We start from the raw sequence: 22,210 nt of genomic DNA on the forward strand, positions 1-22,210 counted from the left end.
CGGTCACCCCGGGAACACCGGCCCTTACGATCGTGTTGAGCCTGGTGAACAGGTCACTACGAGCGGAGGTCACGGGTGGCTGCCGAGGAGATCAGGAACCTGATCATTGTGGGATCGGGTCCTGCGGGATACACCGCCGCTGTCTACGCGGCACGAGCGCAGCTCGAACCGCTGGTGTTCGAGGGCACTCAGTTCGGCGGTGCGCTGATGACGACGACGGAGGTCGAGAACTTCCCCGGCTTCCGCGAAGGCATCCAGGGTCCCGACCTCATGGAAGAGATGCGTGAGCAGGCGAAGCGTTTCGGCGCCGACCTGCGCCAGGAGGACGTCGAGTCCGTCGAGCTGACCGGTGACGTCAAGTACGTCGTCGCGAACGGCAAGCGCTACGCGGCCCGCGCGGTCGTGCTCTCGATGGGTGCCGCCGCCCGCTATCTGAACGTGCCCGGTGAGCAGGAGCTGCTCGGCCGCGGTGTTTCGGCCTGCGCCACCTGCGACGGCTTCTTCTTCCGCGACCACGACATCGTGGTCGCCGGCGGCGGCGACTCCGCGATGGAGGAGGCGACCTTCCTGACGAAGTTCGCCAAGTCCGTCACGATCGTCCACCGCCGCGAGGAGTTCCGCGCCTCCAAGATCATGCTGGAGCGTGCCCGCGAGAACGAGAAGATCAAGTGGGCGCTCAACAAGCAGATCACCGCGGTCGAGGGTGAAGGCAAGGTCGAGGGCCTGACGCTCAAGGACACGGTGACCGGCGAGGAGTCCAAGCTCGACGTGACCGGTTTCTTCGTGGCGATCGGGCACGACCCCCGCAGCGAACTGGTGCGCGGTCAGGTGGACCTCGACGAGGACGGTTACGTGCTCACCCAGGGCCGGACCTCGTACACGAACCTTCCCGGTGTCTTCGCGGCCGGCGACCTGGTCGACCGCACGTACCGGCAGGCGATCACCGCCGCGGGCTCGGGCTGCGCCGCCGCCATCGATGCAGAACGATGGCTGGCGGAGCACGCCGGTGTCGAGACCGCCCAGGAGACGCCTGAGCTGGTCGGCGGCGGCTACGGCGCCTCCACCAACTGACTTTCCCCAGCCCGTTCACCACCCAGAAGGAGACACCATGGCCAACACCGTGACGGTGACCGACAAGACGTTCGTCGACGACGTGCTGACGAGCGAGAAGCCCGTCCTGGTCGACTTCTGGGCGACCTGGTGCGGCCCGTGCAAGATGGTCGCCCCGGTGCTCGAGGAGATCGCGGCGGAGAACGGCGAGAAGCTGACCATCGCGAAGCTCGACATCGATGCCAACCCGAACACTGCGCGTGACTACCAGGTGATGTCGATCCCGACGCTGATCCTGTTCCAGGGCGGCAAGCCGGTGAAGCAGATCGTCGGCGCCAAGCCGAAGGCCGCGCTGCTCTCGGACCTCGCCGACGTCCTCTGATCTCGCGTTTCACCTGCCGAAACCCGGGGCCCGCCCAGGCTCCGGGTTTCGTCGTTCTCCGGAATGGGTAAAACTCCCTGTCACGGGAACGCCTGGACGAGTTCCACGAACGGCGACTTGACGCACCGGCCGGGCCTCCGCGCTCACCGAGAGTTCACAGGGCACAATAGAGCACCGGGGTTCGCCCCGCAGGGTTTTCATAGTCGTGCATCGAGCTCGATCGGTGCCCCAAAGGGAAGAGCGAGGAGTGCATGCGGGTACTCCGCCGCGGTGACGCCGGACCGGACGTCGCCGAGATCAGGTCCACGCTGGCGGCGATGGAGCTGCTCCCGCCGGTGACCGAATCCGGGGAGTACGAGGTCTTCGACACGGCGATGGAACACGCCGTTCGAGCGTTCCAGCAGCGCCGTGGGCTCATCACCGACGGTCTGGTGGGCCCGGCGACCTACCAGGCGCTTCGCGGCGCGGGCTTCCATCTGGGCAGCCGCCCGCTGACCTACATGTTCTCCGCCCCCATGCAGGGTGACGACGTCTTCGCACTCCAGGAGCGGCTGACCGAGCTCGGTTTCGACGCCGGCCGCCCGGACGGGCATTTCGGCCCGCAGACCGAACGCGCGCTCAAGACCTTCCAGCGCGACATGCGCCTGGTCGCCGACGGTATGTGCGGCCCGGCCACCATCCGTGAGCTGCACCGGCTCTCCTCACCGCGTGCCCGCGGCGGCCGCCCCGTTTTCCTGCGTGAGCAGGAGCAGGTGCGGCAGGCGGGCCCCCGGCTGCGCGGCAAGCGCATCGTGATCGACCCGGGCCACGGCGGCGAGGACCTCGGTGTCGTCGCGGGCGGCCTGCGTGAGGCGGACATCGCCTGGGACCTGGCGCGGCGGCTCGAAGGCCGGATGCAGGCCACCGGTATGGAGGCGCTGATCTCGCGCGGCCCGAACCAGAGCCCGACCGAGGGCGACCGGGCGAAGTTCGCGAACGAGGCGGGCGCGGACCTGTTCCTTTCGCTGCACAACGACAAGAACCCCTCGCCCAAGGCGCAGGGTGTCGCGAGTTTCCACTTCGGCACCGGCAACGGCACCACCTCGACCGTCGGCGAGCTGCTGGCGGGTTTCATCCAGCGTGAGCTGGCCGCCCGCACCGGCATGCTCGACTGCCGCACGCACTACAAGACCTGGGAGATCTTCACCCGTACCCGCTGCCCGGCGGTGCGGATCGAGATCGGCTACCTGACCAACCCGGAAGACAGCCGCAAACTGGCGGACCCGGCTTTCCGCGACGTCGTCGCCGAAGGCATCCTGGTCGCCGTGAAGCGGCTGTATCTGCTCGGCGAAGGGGACCAGCCGACCGGCACGTTCACCTTCGCGGACGTCCTGGCCCACGAACTCGCCAAAGCGGAGTAGCCAGTCCTCCACACCCGCACGCGGGCGCACATCCCTCTGCCGACGCCCTCGGCACAACCGGTTGTGTGCCCCCTCGGCCGACCACGCCACCCCTAGATCCACCCGGCGCGCAGCCCCCGCCCTTCCCGGGGGGCGTCCCCAGGTCCAGCCTACCCATCCACAGATTTTCCACCGCTCCTAGCAGCGATCTGTGGATAACTCGGCGGGTTACCCACAGCTGTCCCCAGGCCGGGGGATGGCTGCTGCGCGCGCTCGAAAACTCTGCTAAATGGCGCCGGCGAAGAAGATCAGGCGCGGCCCAGGCTCGGCTCGGCCGTCGTGATGGAGACCTGGCCGAGCAGCCGCTCGAGGGCCGCCTCCACGTCTTCCTTCCACGAAATCGCCGACCGCAGTTCCAGTCGCAGCCGCGGCCACCGCGGATGCGGCCGCACGGTCTTGAACCCGACGCTCTGCAGGAACGCGGCGGGCAGCACACAGCTGTGCCCGCCGTCCGGATCGGTCTCGTCGGGCTTGGCGTCACCGAACGCTTCGATCGCGCGGACACCGCGTTTGGTCAGATCCTTCGCGACGGCCTGCACCAGCATCCGGCCGAGACCGCCACCTCGGAATTCGGGAAGCACCTGGAAAGCGGTCAGCAGAACCGCGTCCGGGCCGGGAGGCGAAGTCGGGAAGGCCAGCGAACGCGGCACGGCGTTCGGCGGCGCGTAAAGCACGAAACCGACGGGCAAGGTGTCGCTGTAGACGATCCGGCCGCAGGAACCCCACTCCAGCAGCACGCTGGAGACCCAAGCTTCCTTTTCGACCTCGGTCGCGCCGTATTCCTCGGCCTGCGCCTTCATATGCGGCGCCAGCTCCCAGTACACGCAGCGGCGGCAGCTCTTGGGCAGGTGCTCGAGGTTGTCCAGGGTTACGCCCACGACGCGACGCGACACAGACAAACCTCCCTGAATGACGACACCCGACGCAGCCTTGTCCCGAGCAGGGCTCACCGAAGGGGTCCGAACCGAGGATAGGCCGATGTGATGAACACCGGAAGGCCAGGGCCCCTAGAGGGAGGGTGGTTACACTCGATGGAACTACCAGTCGGTAGCGACTATGTCCACTTCGAAGCCGGGTGAAGCGCCTGATGACCGAGAATCGCCCTGTCCGGCCGGAGCCCGGCCGCCACAACCTCGACCCTCATCTCGACCGCTACGCCGCGCGTACGGCCGGGATGACTGCTTCCGAGATCAGGGCGTTGTTCGCGGTGGCCAGCCGCCCCGAAGTGGTATCGCTCGCCGGCGGGATGCCGAACCTCGCCGCGCTTCCGCTGGACACGCTGTCCGCGCAGGTCGGCGAGCTCATCGCCGAAGACGGCCTGGTCGCGCTCCAGTACGGCTCAGCGCACGGCGTCCCCGCCCTGCGCGAGCAGATCTGCGAAATCATGGCCCTCGAAGGCATCAAGGCCCACCCGGACGACGTCGTCGTGACGGTCGGCTCCCAGATGGGGCTCGACATGGTCACCCGGCTGTTCTGCGATCCGGGCGACGTCATCATCGCCGAGGGCCCGTCGTACGTCGGCGCGCTCGGCTCGTTCGCCGCGTATCAGGCGGACGTCGTCCACGTGGCGATGGACGACCACGGCCTGGTCCCCGACGGACTGCGCGCCGCGCTCGCGGAAACGCGGAAGGCCGGCCGCAGGGTCAAGTTCCTCTACACGATCCCGAACTTCCACAACCCCGGCGGCGTCACGCTGGCCGTCGAGCGGCGCGCGGAGATCGTGGAGATCTGCCGCGAGAACGACATCCTCATCGTCGAGGACAACCCGTACGGTCTGCTCGGCTTCAGCGGTCAGACGTACCCGGCGCTCCGCTCGATCGACCCCGACAACGTCGTGTACCTGGGCTCTTTCTCGAAGACGTTCGCCTCGGGCCTTCGGGTCGGCTGGGTGCTCGCACCGCACGCCGTCCGGGAGAAGCTCGTGCTCGCGGCCGAGTCCGCGACCCTTTGTCCGCCTACGCTTAACCAGTTGATCGTGTCGCGATACCTCTCGACTCACGACTGGATGGGTCAGATCAAGACCTTCCGCGAAAACTACCGGGAGCGCCGGGACGCGATCCTGTCCGCGCTCGAACAGCACATGCCCGCCGGCTGCAGCTGGACCAAACCCGACGGCGGTTTCTACGTCTGGATGACCGTCCCCGAAGGCGTGGACACGAAGGCGATGCTGCCGAGAGCCGTCACGGCCCGGGTCGCGTACGCCTCCGGAACCGGTTTCTACGCCGACGGATTCGGCAGCAGACAGCTTCGTCTTTCCTACTGCTACCCGACGCCCGAACGGATCCGCGAAGGCGTCCGGCGGCTTGCCGCGGTGCTCGAGTCCGAAATGGACCTGGCGCGTACCTTCGGTAACGCGAGCCCACGCTCGATCTCGGGGCCGCAGAACCCCTCTCCGGACACGGTCTGATCGACCGGACGTCCCCAAGCACAAAGGAGTCTCGGTGGTCGACCGCACCGTTGCCGTACTCGCAGGCGGCCTTTCCCACGAACGCGACGTCTCTCTCCGCTCCGGGCGTCGGCTCTCGGTCGCGTTGCGGGCGGAAGGCCTCGTCGTCGAAGAGTGGGACACCGACGCGGGTCTGCTCGAACGCCTTCGTACCCAGCGGCCCGACGCGGCCATCGTCGCCCTTCACGGTGGTGAAGGGGAGAACGGCGCGGTGCAGACGATCCTGGAGATGCTCGACGTGCCTTACGTGGGCACCAGTTCGCGGGGCTGCCGTCGCGCGTGGGACAAGCCGACGGCCAAGGCTCTCGTCGCCGACGCGGGCTTCACCACGCCGGACTGGGTGGTGCTGCCGCACAGCACCTTCCGCGAGCTCGGGGCGCAAGCCGTGCTGGACTCGATGGTCGACACGCTGGGCCTGCCCATGATCCTGAAGCCCGACCAGGGCGGGTCTGCGCTGGGCGCCCAGGTGGTCAAGGACGCCGCGGAAATGCCCGGCGCGATGGTCGGCTGCTTCGCTTACGGCGACACCGTCCTCGCCGAGAAGTTCGTTTCGGGCGTCGAGGTGGCCGTCACGGTCATCGAAGGCGAAGATGGACCCGAAGCCCTGCCCGCGGTCGAGATCGTGCCTGAGAGCGGCGTGTACGACTACACCGCCCGCTACACCGCCGGACTGACCGATTTCTTCACCCCGGCACGGATTCCCGATGACGCGGCCAAGGCGGTCGGTGAGCTGGCCGTCGCCGTGCACCGGCAACTCGGCCTTCGCGACATCTCCCGCACCGACGCGGTGATCACCGAAGACGGCACGGTCCACTTCCTCGCGGTGAACCCCTCGCCTGGTCTCACCGAGACGTCGATCGTGCCGGTGGCGATCGAGGCGGCCGGTTCCACCCTCGGCTCGGTCTTCGCCGACCTCGTCGGACGGGCGATTTCCCGCAAGAGCTGAATCGGATTCAAAGAAGGGGACTTGCCCACGGCGGGCGAGTCCCCTTTTCTATTTCCGGGCCACGACGACGATCTGGTGCTCATCCTCGTAGATGACCTGTCCCGGGTTCGCCGACCAGACGGTTTCGCACGGAACGTCGTGCGTCTCCAGGATCGACAGGTAGCCATCGACTCGGTCGATGAAGACACGAGCGGTCGCTTTGAACCACGCCGCGGCGCCGGGATTGACTTCCGCGTCGTAGACGCTCGGGTCGGCGTGCGCTGGGTTGGTGAAGTTCGCGTCGTACCAGTCGTTGTTCGTCCGCCGGAACGCTTCCTGCTCGACGGTGAGGCGTCCGGCGCGGGCGAGCCCGTTGACGAGACCGAAGACCCCGGTGAAGTTTCCTCGTGCGTCGCGGGTCGGGCTCTGGAAGCGGACGAAGGGGAGCACGGTCATCGGCGAGGCCACCCGCGCACCCAGGACAACAGCTCTTCGTCGCGCAGGGATCCGATCACGACGTCCGCGGGGAAGTCCTGGTGCTTCAACGTGGGAACCCCGATGACGGGCACGCCGGCCGCTCGCGCGGACCGAAGGCCGGTCATGGAGTCCTCGAACGCGAGAGCGTCGGCGGGCTCGACGTCCAAGAGGGCACAAGCGGTCAAGTACATCTCGGGGTCCGGCTTCGGCGCGGTTACCTCGTCGGCGGCCAGTTTCACGGGAAACATTGCCGCCAGGCCGCCGCGAGCGAGTGCGGCGTCCAACAGGGCTCGGGGCGAGTTGCTCGCGACGGCGACCGGGACGGCGGCGGCCGTCAGTTCGACCAACTCGCGCGCGCCGGGCATCGCCTCCGCCTTCGCGGTGACGACCTCGGTCACCAACCTCAGCAACTCGTCCGCGATCTCGGCGCCGGCGTCCGGTTCACCGAACGCCTCCGCCATCGCGTCGGCGGCGGCCGGGAGCGACTTGCCGATCACCAACGCCTTCTCGTCCGCGCCGAAGGGGAGCCCGCGCCGCGCGAACAGTTCGGTCTCGGCGACGGACCAACACGGTTCGGTGTCCATGAGCAATCCGTCGCAGTCGAAGACGACCGCGCGCGGATTTCGACCGCCGAAGAGCCCCTTCACACTTGCCCCCAGTTCAAGCACTTAGCGTCACTGATTCATCAGCACTCAGCTATCGTCACCGTGACAAAACGACCCGGGATGATCCCTAATCGGTTTCCGGTGTCTGATTTGCCTGATTTTGATCCATGAGTGCCACGATGCGTTCAAGATCGTCAACCGAGCCGAATTCGAGGGTGATCCGCCCCTTGCGGCGCCCCAAGTCGACCTTCACGCGGGTGTCGAACCGATCCGAAAGCCGGTTCGCCAGTTCCTGGAGACCGGGCGCCTGGATCGGCTTGCGGGGAGCGGGCTTCGGCTTGGCCGGCTTTTCACTCTTCTTGAGCGTGACGGCTTCCTCGGTCGCGCGGACCGACATGCCCTCCGCGACGATCCGCGCGGCCAGCTCTTCCTGACTGTCGGCGTCCTCCAGAGAGAGCAGCGCCCGCGCGTGGCCCGCCGAAAGCACTCCGGCAGCGACCCGGCGCTGGACCGCGAGGGGGAGTTTGAGCAAGCGGATCGTGTTCGTGATGACCGGGCGGCTGCGCCCGATCCGGCTCGCCAGCTCCTCGTGTGTGACCGCGAATTCGTCGAGCAGCTGCTGATACGCGGCCGCCTCTTCGAGCGGGTTGAGCTGAACGCGGTGGATGTTCTCCAGCAGCGCGTCGCGCAGCATCGCCTCGTCGGCGGTCTGCCGGACGATCGCCGGGATCGCCTCCAGCTCCGCCAACTGGGAGGCGCGCAGCCGCCGCTCGCCCATGACGAGTTCGTACTCGTCGTTGCCGAGCTCCCGGACCACGATGGGCTGCATGAGCCCGAACTCGCGGATCGAGTGCTCCAGCTCGTTGAGCGCGTCCTCGTCGAAGACCTGCCGCGGCTGCTTCGGGTTCGGCTTGATCTGGCTGACCGGCACCTCGCGGTAGACCGCGCCGGCGACCGATCCGCCGTGCGAACCGGCCGCGCCGTTGGCCGCGAACCAGCCCTTGTCGTCCGGCCCCGCGGGCTTGCTCGCGGGAGCGGAGGGGACCGGGGAGCCGTTCTCGGCGGGAGCCGCCGAACCCGCCGGAGGGCCGGTGGGGATCAGGGCGGCGAGCCCGCGCCCGAGCCCTCCTCTGCGCTCGCTCATGCCGTACCGCTCCTTTCCTTCATCTCCACACCGCGCTGGGCGATCTCCTTCGCCGCGTCGACGTAGCTCATCGCGCCCCGTGAACCCGGGTCGTACGCGAGGACGGTCTGCCCGTATCCGGGCGCCTCCGAGACCTTCACACTGCGCGGGATCACCGTCTTGAGAACAGTGTCCCCGAAGTGGTTCCGGACCTCGTTCGTCACCTGATCGGCCAGCTTCGTCCGGCCGTCGTACATGGTGAGCAGGATCGTGGAGACGCTGAGTTCGCGGTTCAGGTGCGCCTGGACGAGCTCGATGTTGCTCAGCAGCTGTCCCAGACCTTCGAGCGCGTAGTACTCGCACTGGATCGGGATCAGCACCTCCTGCGCGGCGACCATCGCGTTGACGGTCAGCAGACCGAGCGACGGCGGGCAGTCGATGAAGACGTAGTCGACGCCGATCTCGTCGAGGATCTCGGACGAGAGCGCCTCCTTGAGCCGCATCTCGCGGGACGCCATGGAGACGAGTTCGATCTCGGCACCGGCGAGGTCGATGGTCGCGGGCACGCAGTAGAGGTTGGGCGACTGCTCGCTCTGCGCCGCCGCCTCGGCCAGCGACACCTCACCGATCAGCACCTCGTAGATCGACGGCGTGCCGGAGCGGTGGTCGATGTCGAGCGCGGTGCTCGCGTTGCCCTGAGGGTCCAGGTCGATCACGAGCGTCTTGAGCCCGTGGACGGCGAGGGCGGCGGCGAGGTTCACCGTGCTCGTCGTCTTGCCGACGCCGCCCTTCTGGTTGGCGACCGTCAGCACTCGCCGACGGTTCGGCCGGGGGAGCGCACCCTCCTTGGGGTGCAGCACGCTGGCGGCGCGGACGGCTTCTTCGGCGATGGGCGTCCAGCCGAGTTCCTGGCCGGCGCTCGCAGGGTCGGACGGCGGGGGAGTCACCGGTCTCGAGCCTCCTCTGTAGTGGACGTGAGAGTCGTTCTGCGTTGTTTCACGTGGAACCGGTCTAGCTGCGCCTGCCGCGCGGTCGAGACGGTTTCGGGGGCAGACGGTGGATCACGACGACCGTGCTCGGAACCTCGAGCACCTGGGTGCCGCACTCGAAGACTTCCGGTTCGCCGCCGCCGGCCTTCCGGACGGCGGCGCGATCGCGTTCGATTTCCTCTCCGGCGCTCGCTCCTTTGAGGGCGACCAGAGCACCTTGGGAACGCACGAGCGGGAGGCACCAGTTCGCGAGCCGGGCCAAGGGAGCGACCGCCCGGGCGGTGACGACATCCGCGCCACCGAGCTCCTCACGTACCTGCCGCTCTTCCGCGCGCCCGCGGACAACGGTGATGGGGAGTTCCAGCTTCTCGGCAACCTCGGCCAGCCAGTCGACCCGGCGAGCCATCGGTTCGAGCAGAACGATATCGAGGTCCGGTCGGCTGATCGCGAGCGGTACACCCGGAAGTCCCGCACCCGAGCCGACGTCGACCACGCGGGCGCCGTCGGGGATACGCTCACCGATCACGGCGGAATTGAGGACGTGCCGCTCCCACAGCCGGTCGACCTCGCGGGGCCCGATGAGCCCGCGCTCGACGCCATGCCGCTCCAGGAGTTCGACGTAGCCGGCGGCTTGCTCGACGCGGTCTCCGAATACTTCCGACGCCGCACTCCGTACCGATGCGGCGACCCCGTCCAAGCCCACTCTCGCTCCTCAACCCTCGACGCCGTTTCACGTGAAACGCGCTCCACTGATTGTCCATGACGCCGAGCGCAAAGCGGGGAGACAGTCCGAAGTTGTGGACAACTCCACTCGCCTCAGCGCGTTTCACGTGAAACGCCACGCGTGTAATTCACCCCGCAAACGAAGAAGCGGCCCGCCGGATGACCGGCGGGCCGCTTCCTTCGAGTAATCGTCAGGCGGGGAAGATGACGACCCGGCGCTTCGGGTCCTCTCCTTCGCTCTCGCTCTTGACGCCGTCCACGGCGGCGACCGCGTCGTGCACGACCTTCCGTTCGAACGGGCTCATCGGCTGCAGCCGCACGCGCTCGCCGGAGGAGACGACCGTCTCGGCGGTCGAGCGACCGAGCTCGCGGAGCTCCTCGCGACGGTCCGCGCGCCAGCCCGCGATGTCCAGCATCAGCCGGCTCCGCGAACCGGTCTCCTGCTGCACCGCCAGCCGCGTCAGTTCCTGCAGCGCCTCCAGCACGGTGCCGCGGGGACCGACGAGCTTCTCCAGGTCCTCGCCGCCGTCGATGCTGACGATCGCGCGGCCCGCTTCGACATCGAGGTCGATGTCGCCGTCGTAGTCCAAAAGGTCGAGCAGCCGCTCGAGGTAGTCGCCGGCGATGTCGCCCTCCTTGACGAGGACGTCGTCGTCGACACCTCCCTTGCGAGCGGTCTCTTCAGCGGCGCCCTCAACCTCGGCCGCGCTGTTCTCCTCGGCGTCGATCGTGTCGATCGTCTCCGCCATTACTGGTCTCCTCTCCGGCCCGGATCGGCGTCAGCGACGCTTCCGGTCCGATTTCTTAGTCGAGTCCGAGATGAGACCGGGCACGTCCGCACCGTTCTCCTTCGAGCCGTTCGTCGACGACTCGGCTGTTGCGTCGTTGGCGTCCTTCTTCTTCGCGGAGGAACCGGTCTGGGCGAAGCCGTGCGGCGAGCCCGCCTTCTTGACCTGACCACCGGAGGACGGCTTGTTCTTCTTCTGCTGGACCGGCTTCTGGCCGGGGCGGGGCGCGGTCGGCTTCTGGCCCGGCTTCGGACCGAGGTTCGCGCGCTTCTCCTTCTCGGCTTCCTTGCGGGCCTCTTCTTCCTTGTCGATCCGCGTGTAGACGAGACGCTGCTGCATCAGGGTCCAGCCGTTGTTGGCGAGCCAGTAGAAGAGGAGGCCGACCGGGAACAGCGCACCGAAGATGAGGACACCGAGCGGGAAGATGTACATCGTCAGCTTGTTCATCATCGCGGTCTGCGGGGTGGCCGACTCGGGGTTCTGGCGCTGGACCGAGTGACGCGCGGTGAGGTGCGTGGCGATGCTGGCGACGATCATCAGCGGGATCGCGACCGGGGCGACGTACCAGTGGAAGCCCGCGGGAGCGTTGCCGCCGCTGACCATGTCGACACCGGTGTAGATCGCGTCGCCGAGGTTGACGCCGAACAGCTTCGCGTGAACGTACGACTCGACGCCGGCCTGATCGAAGAAGTAGTTCTCGGTCTTCGGGCCGCCGTACGGGTTGATGGTGAACATCCGCAGGACGTGGTTCAGACCGATGAAGACCGGGATCTGAAGCAGCATCGGCAGGCAGCTGCCCAGCGGGTTGACGCCGTGCTCCTTCTGGAGCTTCTGCATCTCCATCGCCTGGCGCTGCCGGTCGTTCGCGTACTTCTTCTGGATCTTCTTCATTTCCGGCGCGAAGTCCTGCATCTTCTTCATCGACCGGACCTGGTTCACGAACGGCTTGAACATGATGCCGCGGACCGTGAACGTCAAGAAGATGATCGCGAGGATCCAGGAGACCGCGTTCGCCTCACCGAACACGAGCCCGAAGACCTTGTGCCAACACCACAAGATGAAGGACACGGGGTAGTAGATGAAGTCGAGCACTGAGCTACTCCTCGATCGGTGTTTCAGGTCGGCGGTGGCGCCACGAGAACGTCTCGGGTACCGGATCGCGGCCGGGCATGGTCCACGGGCCACAGCGCAGCAGCCGCCGGACCGCGAGGTAAGTGCCGCGGCCGGCGCCGTGCCGGGTCAGTGCCTCGACGGCGTACGCGCTACAGCTCGGGTAGAACCTGCACGCCGGAGGAAGGAAAGGGGAGATCGCCTTGCGGTACAGCTTGATGGGCAGGAGCAGCACCCATGCCACCGGGCCCGGGCGGGCGTCTTCGGTGGTCTCGTTCTCGGTGGCTCGCATGCCGTTACACCGCTGATCCGTGGTCGGGTGGACGCGTCTGGCGGGACAGCCCGAGACGCCGCAACGACGCGTCGAGGTCCGAGCCGAGTTCCGCGCTGGACGCGTCCGCGGCCGGAGGTAGTGCCCGTATCACCAACGAGCTGCCCGGCGGCAGTGTTCCGATCCTGGCGGAAACGAGATGCCTCAACCGGCGGGTGACCCGGTGGCGGACCACCGAATTGCCCACGGCCTTGCTCACCACAAAACCCGCCCGCGCCGCTTCGGCGGCATCGGGCGGGTCCGTGGTCAACGCATGGACGACGAGGCGGCGCCTGCCTGCCTTGGCCCCACGCCGCATCACGGCACGGAAATCCTCACTGCGCCGCAACCTCGCGGCGGCCGGCAGCACGACGTCCCTCGACGACGGCCGGATCAGGCGGACAGCGCGCCGCGGCCCTTGCGACGGCGAGCCGCCAGGATGGCCCGGCCGGCGCGGGTCCGCATGCGCAGCCGGAATCCGTGGACCCGGGCGCGGCGGCGGTTGTTCGGCTGGAAGGTGCGCTTACCCTTGCTCACGACTAACTTCTCCTGTTTCTCGGCCGCCGGGAACGGTTCGACCCGTTCCTGGCGTGTCGTGCTGACGCACGGCAGTCTCTGGTGTCTCCTACCAACGTGTGGCCTCGTCACGTCGAGCGACGACAACGTGGGCACGCGAAACGCCCCCGCTGTATACGGGAGACCTTACGAGGGTACGCACCCACCACCCGGGCCCGGCAGGCACCCCCTCGACCACGGACCGCGACCGTACGTGGAGAGTGATCACCGACGACGCGAGGGCATCGAATGGCAACACGCCGTACACCGTGAAATGCTTGCGCGCGAGGACGCCTTGTGGCAACGAGCGGGGCTTGTTAGCGTGCCCCTCCCGGGTTTTCGCCGAGGTGGAACGGTGCAGGCGCCCGGGTGTCCTTGGGGATGTGGAGGCATCCCGTCGGCATACGACGATCCCGCAGGTGGCGTCACCGCGGGCCGCCGTACATTAGTGCACAGCTGTGGACAACTATGTGGATATTTGCTGTGCGCGCGAGCCGACCGGGCCATGATGACGCTCGACCCGGCGTTCGGGCCGCTGAGTGATCTCGCCGCAGCGCACCGACGAGGGGAGGGGAGTCAGGCAGGTGTCCGATCACCAGCACAATCTTGGCGTCATCTGGGAACAGGTCGTGCGCGAGCTGTCGGATGGCACCCTCTCCCCGCAGCAGCGCGCCTGGATGCGGGTGACCCGGCCGATCGGCCTCCTCGACGGCACCGCGCTCCTCGCCGCCCCCAGTGACTTCGCCAAGGAAGCGATCGAACGCGCCCTGCGCGGAGCGATCACCGAAGCCCTTTCGCGCCGGCTCGGCCGCGCGGTCTCGCTCGCGGTGAAGGTCGACAGCACCGAACCCCACACTTCGATGCCCCCGCCCTCGCCGGGGCCTCGCTACGAACCGACGTCACCCAGCCGGGTGGAAAACGGGTCCGGCCCGGTGCCGGGTCCTCCTCCGTTGCCCGAGGGTGACGGCATGCTGTCCCCGACCAGGCCCCGGCCCGAGCCTCCGAAGCCGAGGCCGCCGAGGCAGCAGCCGGTGGACAACAGCCTCAACGATGGCGATGACAGCGATGAAGAAGTCGACGAAGAGGGCGAGGCCCTCGCCGCCGTGACCGAGATCTGGCCGACGTTCTCCGGTCAGCCGATCGCGGGCCAGCCCTATACCGCGCCGGCGCAGCCGCAGACGTCGAAGACGAAGCTCAACGAGAAGTACACGTTCGACACCTTCGTCATCGGCGCGTCGAACCGCTTCGCGCACGCGGCCGCGGTCGCCGTCGCCGAAGCACCGGCGCGCGCGTACAACCCGCTGTTCATCTGGGGAGAGTCCGGACTCGGGAAGACCCACCTGCTGCACGCCGTCGGGCACTACGCCCAGCGGCTGTTCCCCGGCATGCGCGTGCGGTACGTGTCGACCGAAGAGTTCACCAACGACTTCATCAACTCGCTGCGAGACGACCGCAAGGTCGCGTTCCAGCGCCGCTACCGCGACATCGACATCCTGCTCGTCGACGACATCCAGTTCCTGGAAGGCAAAGAAGGTACGCAGGAAGAGTTCTTCCACACCTTCAACACCCTCCACAACGCGAACAAGCAGATCGTCGTCTCCTCCGACCGCCCGCCGAAGCGCCTCGAAACGCTGGAAGACCGGCTGCGCACGCGGTTCGAGTGGGGTCTCATCACCGACATCCAGCCGCCGGAACTCGAAACGCGTATCGCGATCCTTCGCAAGAAGGCGGCTCAAGACCGGCTCGCGGTTCCCGGCGAGGTCCTGGAGTTCATCGCTTCGCGCGTCGAGGCGAACATCCGGGAACTCGAAGGCGCGCTCATCCGCGTCACCGCCTTCGCGTCGCTGAACCAGCAGCCGGTCGACGTGGCCCTCGCCGAAATCGTGCTCCGGGACCTCATCCCGGATTCGCACGCGCCGGAGATCACCGCGCCGACCATCATGGGTGTCACGTCCGAGTTCTTCGACGTGACGCTCGACGACCTCTGCGGCCCCGGCAAGACGAAGGCGCTCGCCACCGCACGCCAGATCGCGATGTACCTCTGCCGCGAGCTGACCGACATGTCGCTCCCGAAGATCGGGCAGACCTTCGGCGGCCGCGACCACACCACGGTCATGCACGCGGACAAGAAGATCCGCAAGGAGATGGCCGAACGAAGGCGCATCTACGACCAGGTCCAGGAGCTGACCTCCAGGATCAAGCAGCGCGCCAGGCAGTAATCCTTTAGTACACAACGCTTTCAGGGGCTCTCACCGTCCAGGTGGGAGCCCCTTCTTCGTGTCCACATAGGCCCGAAAACGCGTGTAGAGCCGCGAAGCACGGGTACATGAGGAGAAGCGGCGAAGGGCGCGAAGGAGGCGAAGCGCGCTTGAGTCGCCTTCGCGTTTTTCCTTGTGTACAAAGGAATCCACATGCTGTGGGCAGCTTGTGCACAACTCCGGTGGTCGACGGACCAGCGGCGACGGGATTTCCGTCCACATCGCACTCACAGGCAATCCACAGCATTTCCACACCAAGATCCACACGCTGTCCCCAGGTTGCCCACATCTTGTGCACAAGGGTGATGCGGGCTGCATCAATCACTCTCCCGAGCGATTCCGGTCACGAACGCCGCCCACAACCCTGGGTACAAACCGCCCCACAACTGGGGATAACCGTGGGGACAACTGTGGATGACTGTGGACAGATCGAGCGCCGCCCGAATCCATCCACGGACGCCCCCAGCTGTCCACCGTCCGTACACACCCGGAGTCCACAGGCTCGGAGGCGCTCGGACCTGCGCGAACGGGCCTTGTCCACACAATCCACAACACCTATTACTACTGCTGTCTTTTCTTCTTCTCTAGAAGAGAACAAAACAAAAACAGGCGAAGGACGAAGTTGGGGACAGCCGGGGAGCCGTGTCGTCTTGTCGACAAAAGCAAGGGGAGGCCGAGGTGACGTGGACCCCGGGGACGGCCTAACGTGGGTCCCTGCACCTGGTCTGCGTGTCGACGTGCGTTCGCGTCCTCGCGCGGACCGAACACACCTGCGAGGCACCTGGCCATCGCGCTCTCCGGCCGAGGTGACCCGTTGAGCTTTCGAGCCGTCAGGGGCTCGGCTGTCGAAAGGAAGCGCGCATGAAGATCCGCGTCGAGCGTGACGGGCTGGCCGACGCCGTCGCGTGGGTGGCGAGAAGCCTCCCGTCGCGGCCTCCGGTCCCGGTTCTGGGCGGTGTCCTGCTCGATGCTGGATCCGACGGGACGAGTGACGCCCTCACCGTCTCCGGATTCGACTACGAGGTCTCCGCCACGGTCGGCGTCCCGGCCACCATCGCCGACGGCGGCCGTCTGCTGGTCTCCGGCCGTCTGCTGGCCGACATCACCAAGTCGCTGCCCGCGCAGCCGGTCGAGATCTCCGTCGACGGCGCCCGCGCGACCATCACCTGCGGCTCCGCGCGCTTCTCCCTGCCGACCATGCCGGTCGAGGACTACCCGCAGCTCCCGTCCCAGCCCGCCTTCGCCGGTGAACTCACCGGTGACGCGTTCGGCCAGGCCGTCACCCAGGTCGTCGTCGCCGCGGGCAAGGACGACACCCTCCCGATGCTGACCGGTATGCGCCTGGAGATCTCCGGCTCCTCGCTGACCCTGGTCGCCACCGACCGCTTCCGGCTCGCGATGCGCGAGTTCACCTGGGAGCCCGCCGAGGGCCTGTCCGACGCCGCCGTACTCGTCCCGGCGCGCACGCTCGCCGAGGCCGCGAAGACGCTCGGCGCCAGCGGTGCCAAGATCCGGCTCGCGCTCGCCAGCGGCGAAGGCCTGCTCGGTCTCTCCGGTTCCGGTCGCTACACCACGACGCGCCTCCTCGACGCGGAGTTCCCGCCGTACCGGCAGCTGCTGCCCGCGCAGCACACGTCGCGCGCGGTCATCGAGGTCTCCGCGCTCGCCGAGTCCATCAAGCGTGTTTCGCTCGTCGCCGAGCGTGGCACCCAGGTGCGGCTGGAGTTCAACGACGGTTCGCTGCGGCTCTCCGCCGGTGGCGACGACGAGGGTTCGGCCGAAGAAGAGCTTCAGGTCGACTACGAGGGTGAGCCGGTGACCATCGCGTTCAACCCGGGTTACCTCGTCGACGGGCTCGGCGCGCTGAACGCGAACCGGGCGGAACTGACGTTCACCACGCCGAACCGGCCGGCGCTGATCAAGCCCGCCGACGAGGAGGGCAACGTCGTCCCCGGCTACCTGTACCTCCTGATGCCGGTTCGCCTCCCGGGCTGACCGGCCTCCACTTCCTGTTTCGCACCAAAGGGGATCTTCATGGCTCAGCTGGGACTCATCGGCCTCGGCAAAATGGGGTTCAACATGCGTGAGCGGCTGCGCGCGGCCGGTCACGAGGTGGTCGGCTACGACCGCAACCCCGACGTCACCGACTCCACCTCACTCGAGGACATGGTGTCCAAACTGGACGGTCCCAGGATCGTCTGGATCATGGTTCCCGCCGGCGAGCCGACGCGGCAGACCGTCGCGGAGCTCGGCAACCTGCTGTCCGAGGGCGACCTCGTGATCGACGGCGGCAACTCGAAGTACACCGACGACCGGATCAACGCGGACCTGCTCGCCGCGAAGAAGGTCGGTTACCTCGACTGCGGCGTTTCCGGTGGCGTGTGGGGCAAGGACAACGGTTACGGCCTGATGGTCGGCGGCGCGGCTTCGGACGTCGAGAAGGCCATGCCGATCTTCGATGCGCTTCGTCCCGAGGGCCCGCGTGACGAGGGCTTCTCGCACGCCGGCGCCGTCGGCTCGGGTCACTACGCGAAGATGATCCACAACGGCATCGAGTACGGCATGATGCAGGCCTTCGCCGAAGGCTTCGAGCTGCTCGAAGCCGCGAAGGTCGTCGAGAACGTGCCCGCGGTGATCAAGGGCTGGCAGCGGGGGACCGTCGTCCGCTCGTGGCTGCTCGACCTGCTGGTCCGCGCGCTCGACGAGGACCCGGAGCTGGACGACCTCGAGGGCTACGTCGAGGATTCCGGCGAAGGCCGGTGGACGCTGGAAGAGGCGATCAACAACGCGGTCCCGGCGCCGGTCATCTCGGCCGCGCTGTTCGCGCGGTTCGCCTCGCGCCAGGAGGACTCCGCCGCGATGCGGGCCGTCGCCGCGCTGCGCAACCAGTTCGGCGGGCACTCGGTCAAGAAGGCCGGCGACTAGGCAAGCGGGTTGTACTTAAGACATCTGCAGGTCACCGACTTCCGGTCCTGGCCACAAGCCGATCTCGCGCTCGAACCCGGCCCGACCGTCCTCGTCGGACAGAACGGCCGCGGCAAGACGAACCTCCTCGAGGCGATCGGCTACATCGCGACCCTGGGCTCGCACCGCGTCGCGACCGACGCGCCGTTGGTGCGGCACGGGTGCGAACGCGCGCTGATCAGGGTCGCGGTGGTCAACGAGGACCGCGAGCTGACGGTCGAGCTGGAGATCACGCCCGGCAAGGCGAACCGCGCGCGGGTCAACCGCGGCGCGGTCGGCAAACCGCGTGACGTACTCGGGATCCTGCGCACGGTGCTGTTCTCCCCGGAGGACCTGGCACTCGTGCGCGGGGATCCCGGGGAGCGCCGTCGGTTCATGGACGAACTCCTCGTGCTGCGCGCTCCCCGGTACGCCGGGGTCCGCGCCGATTACGAGAAGGTGCTGAAGCAGCGGAACGCCTTGCTCAAGACGGCCGGTAAGCGGCGTACGGGGCGCGAAGACCCGTACGCGTTGTCGACGCTCGACGTCTGGGACGACCACTTGTCGGTGGCGGGGGCCGCGTTGCTGGCGGCCCGGCTCAACCTCATCGCCGACCTCGCGCCGTACGCGGCCTCCGCTTACATGGGGGTCGCGCCCGATTCGAGACCGGCGAAGATCGCGTACAAGTCGAGCCTGGGCGAAGCGATGCCAGAGGGCTACGGCGCTCCGGACGGCCCTCGCGCCGACCAAGCGGTCCTCAAGGAAGTGCTGGTCGAAGCGCTGAAACGGTCGCGGAACCTGGAGCTCGAACGCGGGGTGAGCATGGTCGGCCCGCACCGGGACGAACTCGATCTCATCCTCGGCGAAGCACCGGCGAAGGGCTACGCGAGCCATGGGGAGTCCTGGTCGTTCGCCCTCGCGTTGCGTCTGGGAAGCTACGAGCTCCTGCGTGGCGAGGCCGGGGAACCGGTGCTTCTGCTGGATGATGTGTTCGCCGAGCTGGACCGGCGTCGCCGCGCCCGGCTGGCGGAGGTGGCGGCAGGCGCCGAGCAGGTGCTGGTGACCGCCGCCGTGGACGAGGACGTGCCCGCCGAACTGGCCGGACACCGCTTCCTCGTGGCGGATGGTGAGATCAACCGAGGGTGATCCCGCGAAGCGGACACCCCGGGTGATCGGCGCCACAGCAGTTGCCCACCGATCTGGGGACAAACCTGTGGACAGTGTGGATAACACCGTGAACGCGTTATCGCCCCGCGTGACCAAGGGGCCTGATAAGCGGCTTGACACCCCTCACCCGGGTGGTAACCCGAGTGAGGGAGCCTTGTTCGATACGCGGAGTGATCGCCCCTCGGTATCGAACGGCGCAACCGATACTGAAAGCAAAGAACCGACTACTGGTCGTGACCTCGCCCGGGCGGCTTTGGACGCCGCGAAGGCCAAAGCGAAGGCCCGCGGGGTTGAACCGGGCGTGCGCCGCGGCCGTATCACCGGTGGGGGAGCCGCTTCGGTCGGTCAGAACCCGCGACGTCGTCGCTGGTCAGGGCCGGGAGCCGACGCCCGCGACCCGCAGCCGCTCGGCAGGCTCGCCTCCCGGATCGCCGTCGACCGCGGCTGGAACACGCGGCTGGCGAACGGTCAGGTCTTCGGCCACTGGGCCCGCCTGGTGGGTGAAGAGGTCGCCGAACACGCTCAGCCGGTGGCCTTGAAGGACGGGGAGCTGACCGTCCGCGCGAGTTCGACGGCGTGGGCGACGCAGCTTCGCCTGCTTCAGGGGCAGCTGCTGGCGAAGATCGCCAAAGGCGTCGGGAACGGCGTCGTGAAGAAGATGCGGATCCAAGGGCCGACGGCGCCCAGCTGGCGGAAAGGGCCGAGGCACGTCCCGGGACGTGGTCCGCGTGACACGTACGGCTGACCCGAGTTGCGCTTCGCCGCGACAGTGCCCATTAAAGCGCCGAGAACGCGTCCAGAGTGCTTCGCGAACGTCAAGACTCTTCTTCGAACGAATTAGCGCGCCTGTGAGCAAATCAGGGGTGTCCTTGCCGCATGTCTGCGGACGCGGCCAAGTACACTGGGGATGAGCGAGCGTCCGCTCGGGCGAGACGAGGAGAATCAACGCCTGTGACCGAGAACAAGAGCGAGTACAACGCGTCGTCGATCACGGTGCTCGAAGGCCTCGAAGCCGTCCGCAAGCGTCCCGGTATGTACATCGGTTCCACCGGTGAACGCGGCCTCCACCACCTCGTCCAGGAGGTGGTCGACAACTCCGTCGACGAGGCGATGGCCGGCTACGCGACCAAGGTCGAGGTTACCTTGCTGGCCGACGGCGGGGTGCGTGTCGTCGACGACGGCCGCGGCATCCCGGTCGACATCCACCCCAAGGAGCAGAAGCCGACCCTGGAGGTCGTGCTCACCGTGCTCCACGCGGGCGGCAAGTTCGACAGCGATTCCTACGCCGTCTCCGGTGGTCTGCACGGCGTCGGCGTCTCCGTGGTGAACGCGCTCTCGACCAAGCTGATCGCGGAGGTCAAACGCGGCGGGCACAGCTGGCGCCAGGTGTACACCGACCAGATCCCCGGCGAGCTGGAAGACCTCGGCCCGGCCGAGGACACCGGCACCACCATCACCTTCTGGGCCGACGGCGACATCTTCGAGACCACGACGTACAACTTCGAGACGATCTCCCGGCGTCTCCAGGAGATGGCCTTCCTCAACAAGGGCCTGACCCTTTCGCTGCGCGACGAGCGCGTCGCCGACGAAGAGACCGAGACGGACGCCTCCGGCCAGGCGGCGCGGGTCAAGGAGAAGACCTACTGCTACCCGGGCGGTCTCGAAGACTTCGTCAAGCACATCAACGGCAGCAAGGACCCGATCCACGCTTCCGTGATCTCCTTCGAGGCCAAGGGAACCGGCCTCGAAGTCGAGGTCGCGATGCAGTGGAACAACGGCTTCACGCCGTCGGTGTACACCTTCGCCAACACGATCAACACGCACGAGGGCGGTACGCACGAAGAGGGCTTCCGCGCCGCGCTCACCCGCGTCGTCAACGCGTACGCGCGCGAGAAGAAGCTGCTCAAGGAGAAGGACGCCAACCTCTCCGGTGACGACGTGCGCGAGGGGCTCGCCGCGATCGTCTCGATCAAGCTCTCCGAGCCGCAGTTCGAAGGCCAGACCAAGACCAAGCTGGGCAACAGCGAGGCCAAGACGTTCGTGCAGCAGACGTCGAACGAATGGCTGGCCGACTGGTTCGAGCGCAACCCCACCGAGGCGAAGACGATCATCAACAAGTCGATCTCCTCGGCACAGGCGCGGATGGCCGCCCGCAAGGCGCGGGACCTGGTCCGCCGCAAGGGCGCGCTGGAGATCGGCGGGCTGCCCGGCAAGCTCAAGGACTGCCGCTCGACCAACCCGTCGGAATGCGAGCTCTACATCGTCGAGGGTGACTCGGCCGGCGGTTCGGCCAAGGAAGGCCGCGACTCGATGTACCAGGCGATCCTGCCGATCCGGGGCAAGATCATCAACGTCGAGAAGGCCCGTATCGACCGCGTCCTCAAGAACACCGAGGTCCAGTCGCTGATCACCGCGCTCGGCACCGGTATCCACGAAGAGTTCGACATCGAGAAGCTGCGCTACCACAAGATCGTGCTGATGGCCGACGCCGACGTCGACGGCCAGCACATCACCACGCTGCTGCTCACCTTCCTGTTCCGGTTCATGCCGCCGCTGATCGAGCACGGGCACGTGTTCCTCTCGCGCCCGCCGCTGTACAAGATCAAGTGGCCGCGGCAGGACCCGGAATACGCCTACTCCGACAGGGAACGCGACGCCGTCATCCAGGCGGGTGTCGAGGCCGGCCGGAAGCTGCCGAAGGACGACGCGATCCAGCGCTACAAGGGTCTCGGCGAGATGAACGCCGAAGAGCTGTGGGAGACCACGATGGACCCGGCGAACCGGCTGCTCGGCCAGGTCACCCTGGACGACGCCGCGCAGGCCGACGACCTGTTCTCCGTCCTGATGGGCGAGGACGTCGAAGCGCGCCGTTCCTTCATCACGCGTAACGCCAAGGACGTGCGTTTCCTGGACGTCTAGA

General features: G+C 67.4%; 22 protein-coding genes. 11 read left to right on the forward strand and 11 right to left on the reverse strand.

Annotated features, from left to right (window positions below; all coding sequences use genetic code 11):
• Positions 1-75: 75 nt before the first annotated feature.
• From trxB to DMC64_RS00625, 3 genes are all read left to right on the forward strand, one after another.
• Positions 76-1,071: a thioredoxin-disulfide reductase gene (trxB, locus tag DMC64_RS00615; RefSeq protein WP_125731363.1), complete on the forward strand. Its 996-nt coding sequence runs from the start codon at positions 76-78 to the stop codon at positions 1,069-1,071.
• A 37-nt stretch (positions 1,072-1,108) separates the two neighbouring features.
• Positions 1,109-1,432, forward strand: a complete 324-nt coding sequence (gene trxA / locus DMC64_RS00620) for a thioredoxin (RefSeq protein WP_007032253.1) — start codon at positions 1,109-1,111, stop codon at positions 1,430-1,432.
• A gap of 251 nt (positions 1,433-1,683) precedes the next feature.
• On the forward strand, positions 1,684-2,832 hold the full coding sequence (locus DMC64_RS00625; protein ID WP_037333990.1) for an N-acetylmuramoyl-L-alanine amidase: 1,149 nt from the start codon (positions 1,684-1,686) through the stop codon (positions 2,830-2,832).
• A 287-nt stretch (positions 2,833-3,119) separates the two neighbouring features.
• Here DMC64_RS00625 and DMC64_RS00630 read toward each other — a convergent pair whose 3' ends face one another.
• On the reverse strand, positions 3,120-3,764 hold the full coding sequence (locus DMC64_RS00630; protein WP_125731365.1) for an N-acetyltransferase: 645 nt from the start codon (positions 3,762-3,764) through the stop codon (positions 3,120-3,122).
• A gap of 194 nt (positions 3,765-3,958) precedes the next feature.
• Between DMC64_RS00630 and DMC64_RS00635 the strand changes: the two genes are divergently transcribed.
• Both DMC64_RS00635 and DMC64_RS00640 read left to right on the forward strand, forming a co-directional pair.
• Positions 3,959-5,278 carry a PLP-dependent aminotransferase family protein gene (locus DMC64_RS00635; RefSeq protein WP_037336121.1) on the forward strand — a complete coding sequence of 440 codons (1,320 nt, stop codon included), beginning with the start codon at positions 3,959-3,961 and terminating at the stop codon, positions 5,276-5,278.
• 34 nt (positions 5,279-5,312) lie between these two features.
• Positions 5,313-6,263: a D-alanine--D-alanine ligase gene (locus DMC64_RS00640; RefSeq protein WP_125731367.1), complete on the forward strand. Its 951-nt coding sequence runs from the start codon at positions 5,313-5,315 to the stop codon at positions 6,261-6,263.
• Positions 6,264-6,311: 48 nt separating this feature from the next.
• Here the strand turns inward: DMC64_RS00640 and DMC64_RS00645 are convergent, their stop codons facing one another.
• The 10 genes from DMC64_RS00645 to rpmH all read right to left on the reverse strand — a co-directional run bounded on the left by DMC64_RS00645 (position 6,312) and on the right by rpmH (position 12,904).
• Positions 6,312-6,698: a hypothetical protein gene (locus tag DMC64_RS00645; protein ID WP_125731369.1), complete on the reverse strand. Its 387-nt coding sequence runs from the start codon at positions 6,696-6,698 to the stop codon at positions 6,312-6,314.
• Positions 6,695-7,387: an HAD family hydrolase gene (locus DMC64_RS00650; protein ID WP_370323651.1), complete on the reverse strand. Its 693-nt coding sequence runs from the start codon at positions 7,385-7,387 to the stop codon at positions 6,695-6,697. The genes DMC64_RS00645 and DMC64_RS00650 overlap by 4 nt, the downstream gene beginning before the upstream one ends.
• 64 nt (positions 7,388-7,451) lie before the next feature.
• A complete protein-coding gene (locus DMC64_RS00655) occupies positions 7,452-8,468 on the reverse strand; it encodes a ParB/RepB/Spo0J family partition protein (protein WP_037333982.1) in 1,017 nt (338 codons plus the stop codon).
• Positions 8,465-9,394 carry a ParA family protein gene (locus DMC64_RS00660; RefSeq protein ID WP_016338354.1) on the reverse strand — a complete coding sequence of 310 codons (930 nt, stop codon included), beginning with the start codon at positions 9,392-9,394 and terminating at the stop codon, positions 8,465-8,467. The genes DMC64_RS00655 and DMC64_RS00660 overlap by 4 nt, the downstream gene beginning before the upstream one ends.
• A gap of 64 nt (positions 9,395-9,458) precedes the next feature.
• Positions 9,459-10,139 carry a 16S rRNA (guanine(527)-N(7))-methyltransferase RsmG gene (gene rsmG / locus DMC64_RS00665; RefSeq protein ID WP_125731373.1) on the reverse strand — a complete coding sequence of 227 codons (681 nt, stop codon included), beginning with the start codon at positions 10,137-10,139 and terminating at the stop codon, positions 9,459-9,461.
• 211 nt (positions 10,140-10,350) lie between these two features.
• Entirely contained in the window at positions 10,351-10,908 is a 558-nt protein-coding gene (locus DMC64_RS00670) for a R3H domain-containing nucleic acid-binding protein (protein ID WP_007032243.1), read from the reverse strand.
• A gap of 30 nt (positions 10,909-10,938) precedes the next feature.
• A complete protein-coding gene (yidC, locus tag DMC64_RS00675) occupies positions 10,939-12,039 on the reverse strand; it encodes a membrane protein insertase YidC (RefSeq protein WP_125731375.1) in 1,101 nt (366 codons plus the stop codon).
• Positions 12,040-12,043: 4 nt separating this feature from the next.
• Positions 12,044-12,349 (reverse strand): membrane protein insertion efficiency factor YidD, encoded by a 306-nt coding sequence (gene yidD, locus DMC64_RS00680; RefSeq protein ID WP_016338357.1) that lies wholly within the window; start codon positions 12,347-12,349, stop codon positions 12,044-12,046.
• 4 nt (positions 12,350-12,353) lie between these two features.
• A complete protein-coding gene (gene rnpA, locus DMC64_RS00685; protein ID WP_037333978.1) occupies positions 12,354-12,737 on the reverse strand; it encodes a ribonuclease P protein component in 384 nt (127 codons plus the stop codon).
• 23 nt (positions 12,738-12,760) lie between these two features.
• Positions 12,761-12,904, reverse strand: coding sequence for a 50S ribosomal protein L34 (gene rpmH / locus DMC64_RS00690; RefSeq protein ID WP_005154511.1), 144 nt, complete (start codon positions 12,902-12,904; stop codon positions 12,761-12,763).
• 602 nt (positions 12,905-13,506) lie between these two features.
• Here rpmH and dnaA point away from each other — a divergent pair.
• From dnaA to gyrB, 6 genes are all read left to right on the forward strand, one after another.
• A complete protein-coding gene (dnaA, locus tag DMC64_RS00695; protein WP_037333976.1) occupies positions 13,507-15,141 on the forward strand; it encodes a chromosomal replication initiator protein DnaA in 1,635 nt (544 codons plus the stop codon).
• Between the two features lie 900 nt (positions 15,142-16,041).
• On the forward strand, positions 16,042-17,175 hold the full coding sequence (gene dnaN, locus DMC64_RS00700; protein WP_020632653.1) for a DNA polymerase III subunit beta: 1,134 nt from the start codon (positions 16,042-16,044) through the stop codon (positions 17,173-17,175).
• 39 nt (positions 17,176-17,214) lie between these two features.
• Positions 17,215-18,105, forward strand: coding sequence for a phosphogluconate dehydrogenase (NAD(+)-dependent, decarboxylating) (gene gnd, locus DMC64_RS00705; protein WP_037333975.1), 891 nt, complete (start codon positions 17,215-17,217; stop codon positions 18,103-18,105).
• Positions 18,106-18,114: 9 nt separating this feature from the next.
• Complete coding sequence (gene recF / locus DMC64_RS00710) at positions 18,115-19,269, forward strand: DNA replication/repair protein RecF (protein ID WP_125731377.1); 1,155 nt, start codon at positions 18,115-18,117, stop codon at positions 19,267-19,269.
• A 274-nt stretch (positions 19,270-19,543) separates the two neighbouring features.
• Positions 19,544-20,035 (forward strand): DciA family protein, encoded by a 492-nt coding sequence (locus DMC64_RS00715; RefSeq protein WP_037336115.1) that lies wholly within the window; start codon positions 19,544-19,546, stop codon positions 20,033-20,035.
• A gap of 206 nt (positions 20,036-20,241) precedes the next feature.
• Complete coding sequence (gene gyrB, locus DMC64_RS00720; protein WP_037333973.1) at positions 20,242-22,209, forward strand: DNA topoisomerase (ATP-hydrolyzing) subunit B; 1,968 nt, start codon at positions 20,242-20,244, stop codon at positions 22,207-22,209.
• Position 22,210 lies beyond the last annotated feature (1 nt).

It is taken from the genome of Amycolatopsis sp. WAC 04197 (assembly GCF_003947475.1).
GTDB lineage: Bacteria > Actinomycetota > Actinomycetes > Mycobacteriales > Pseudonocardiaceae > Amycolatopsis > Amycolatopsis japonica.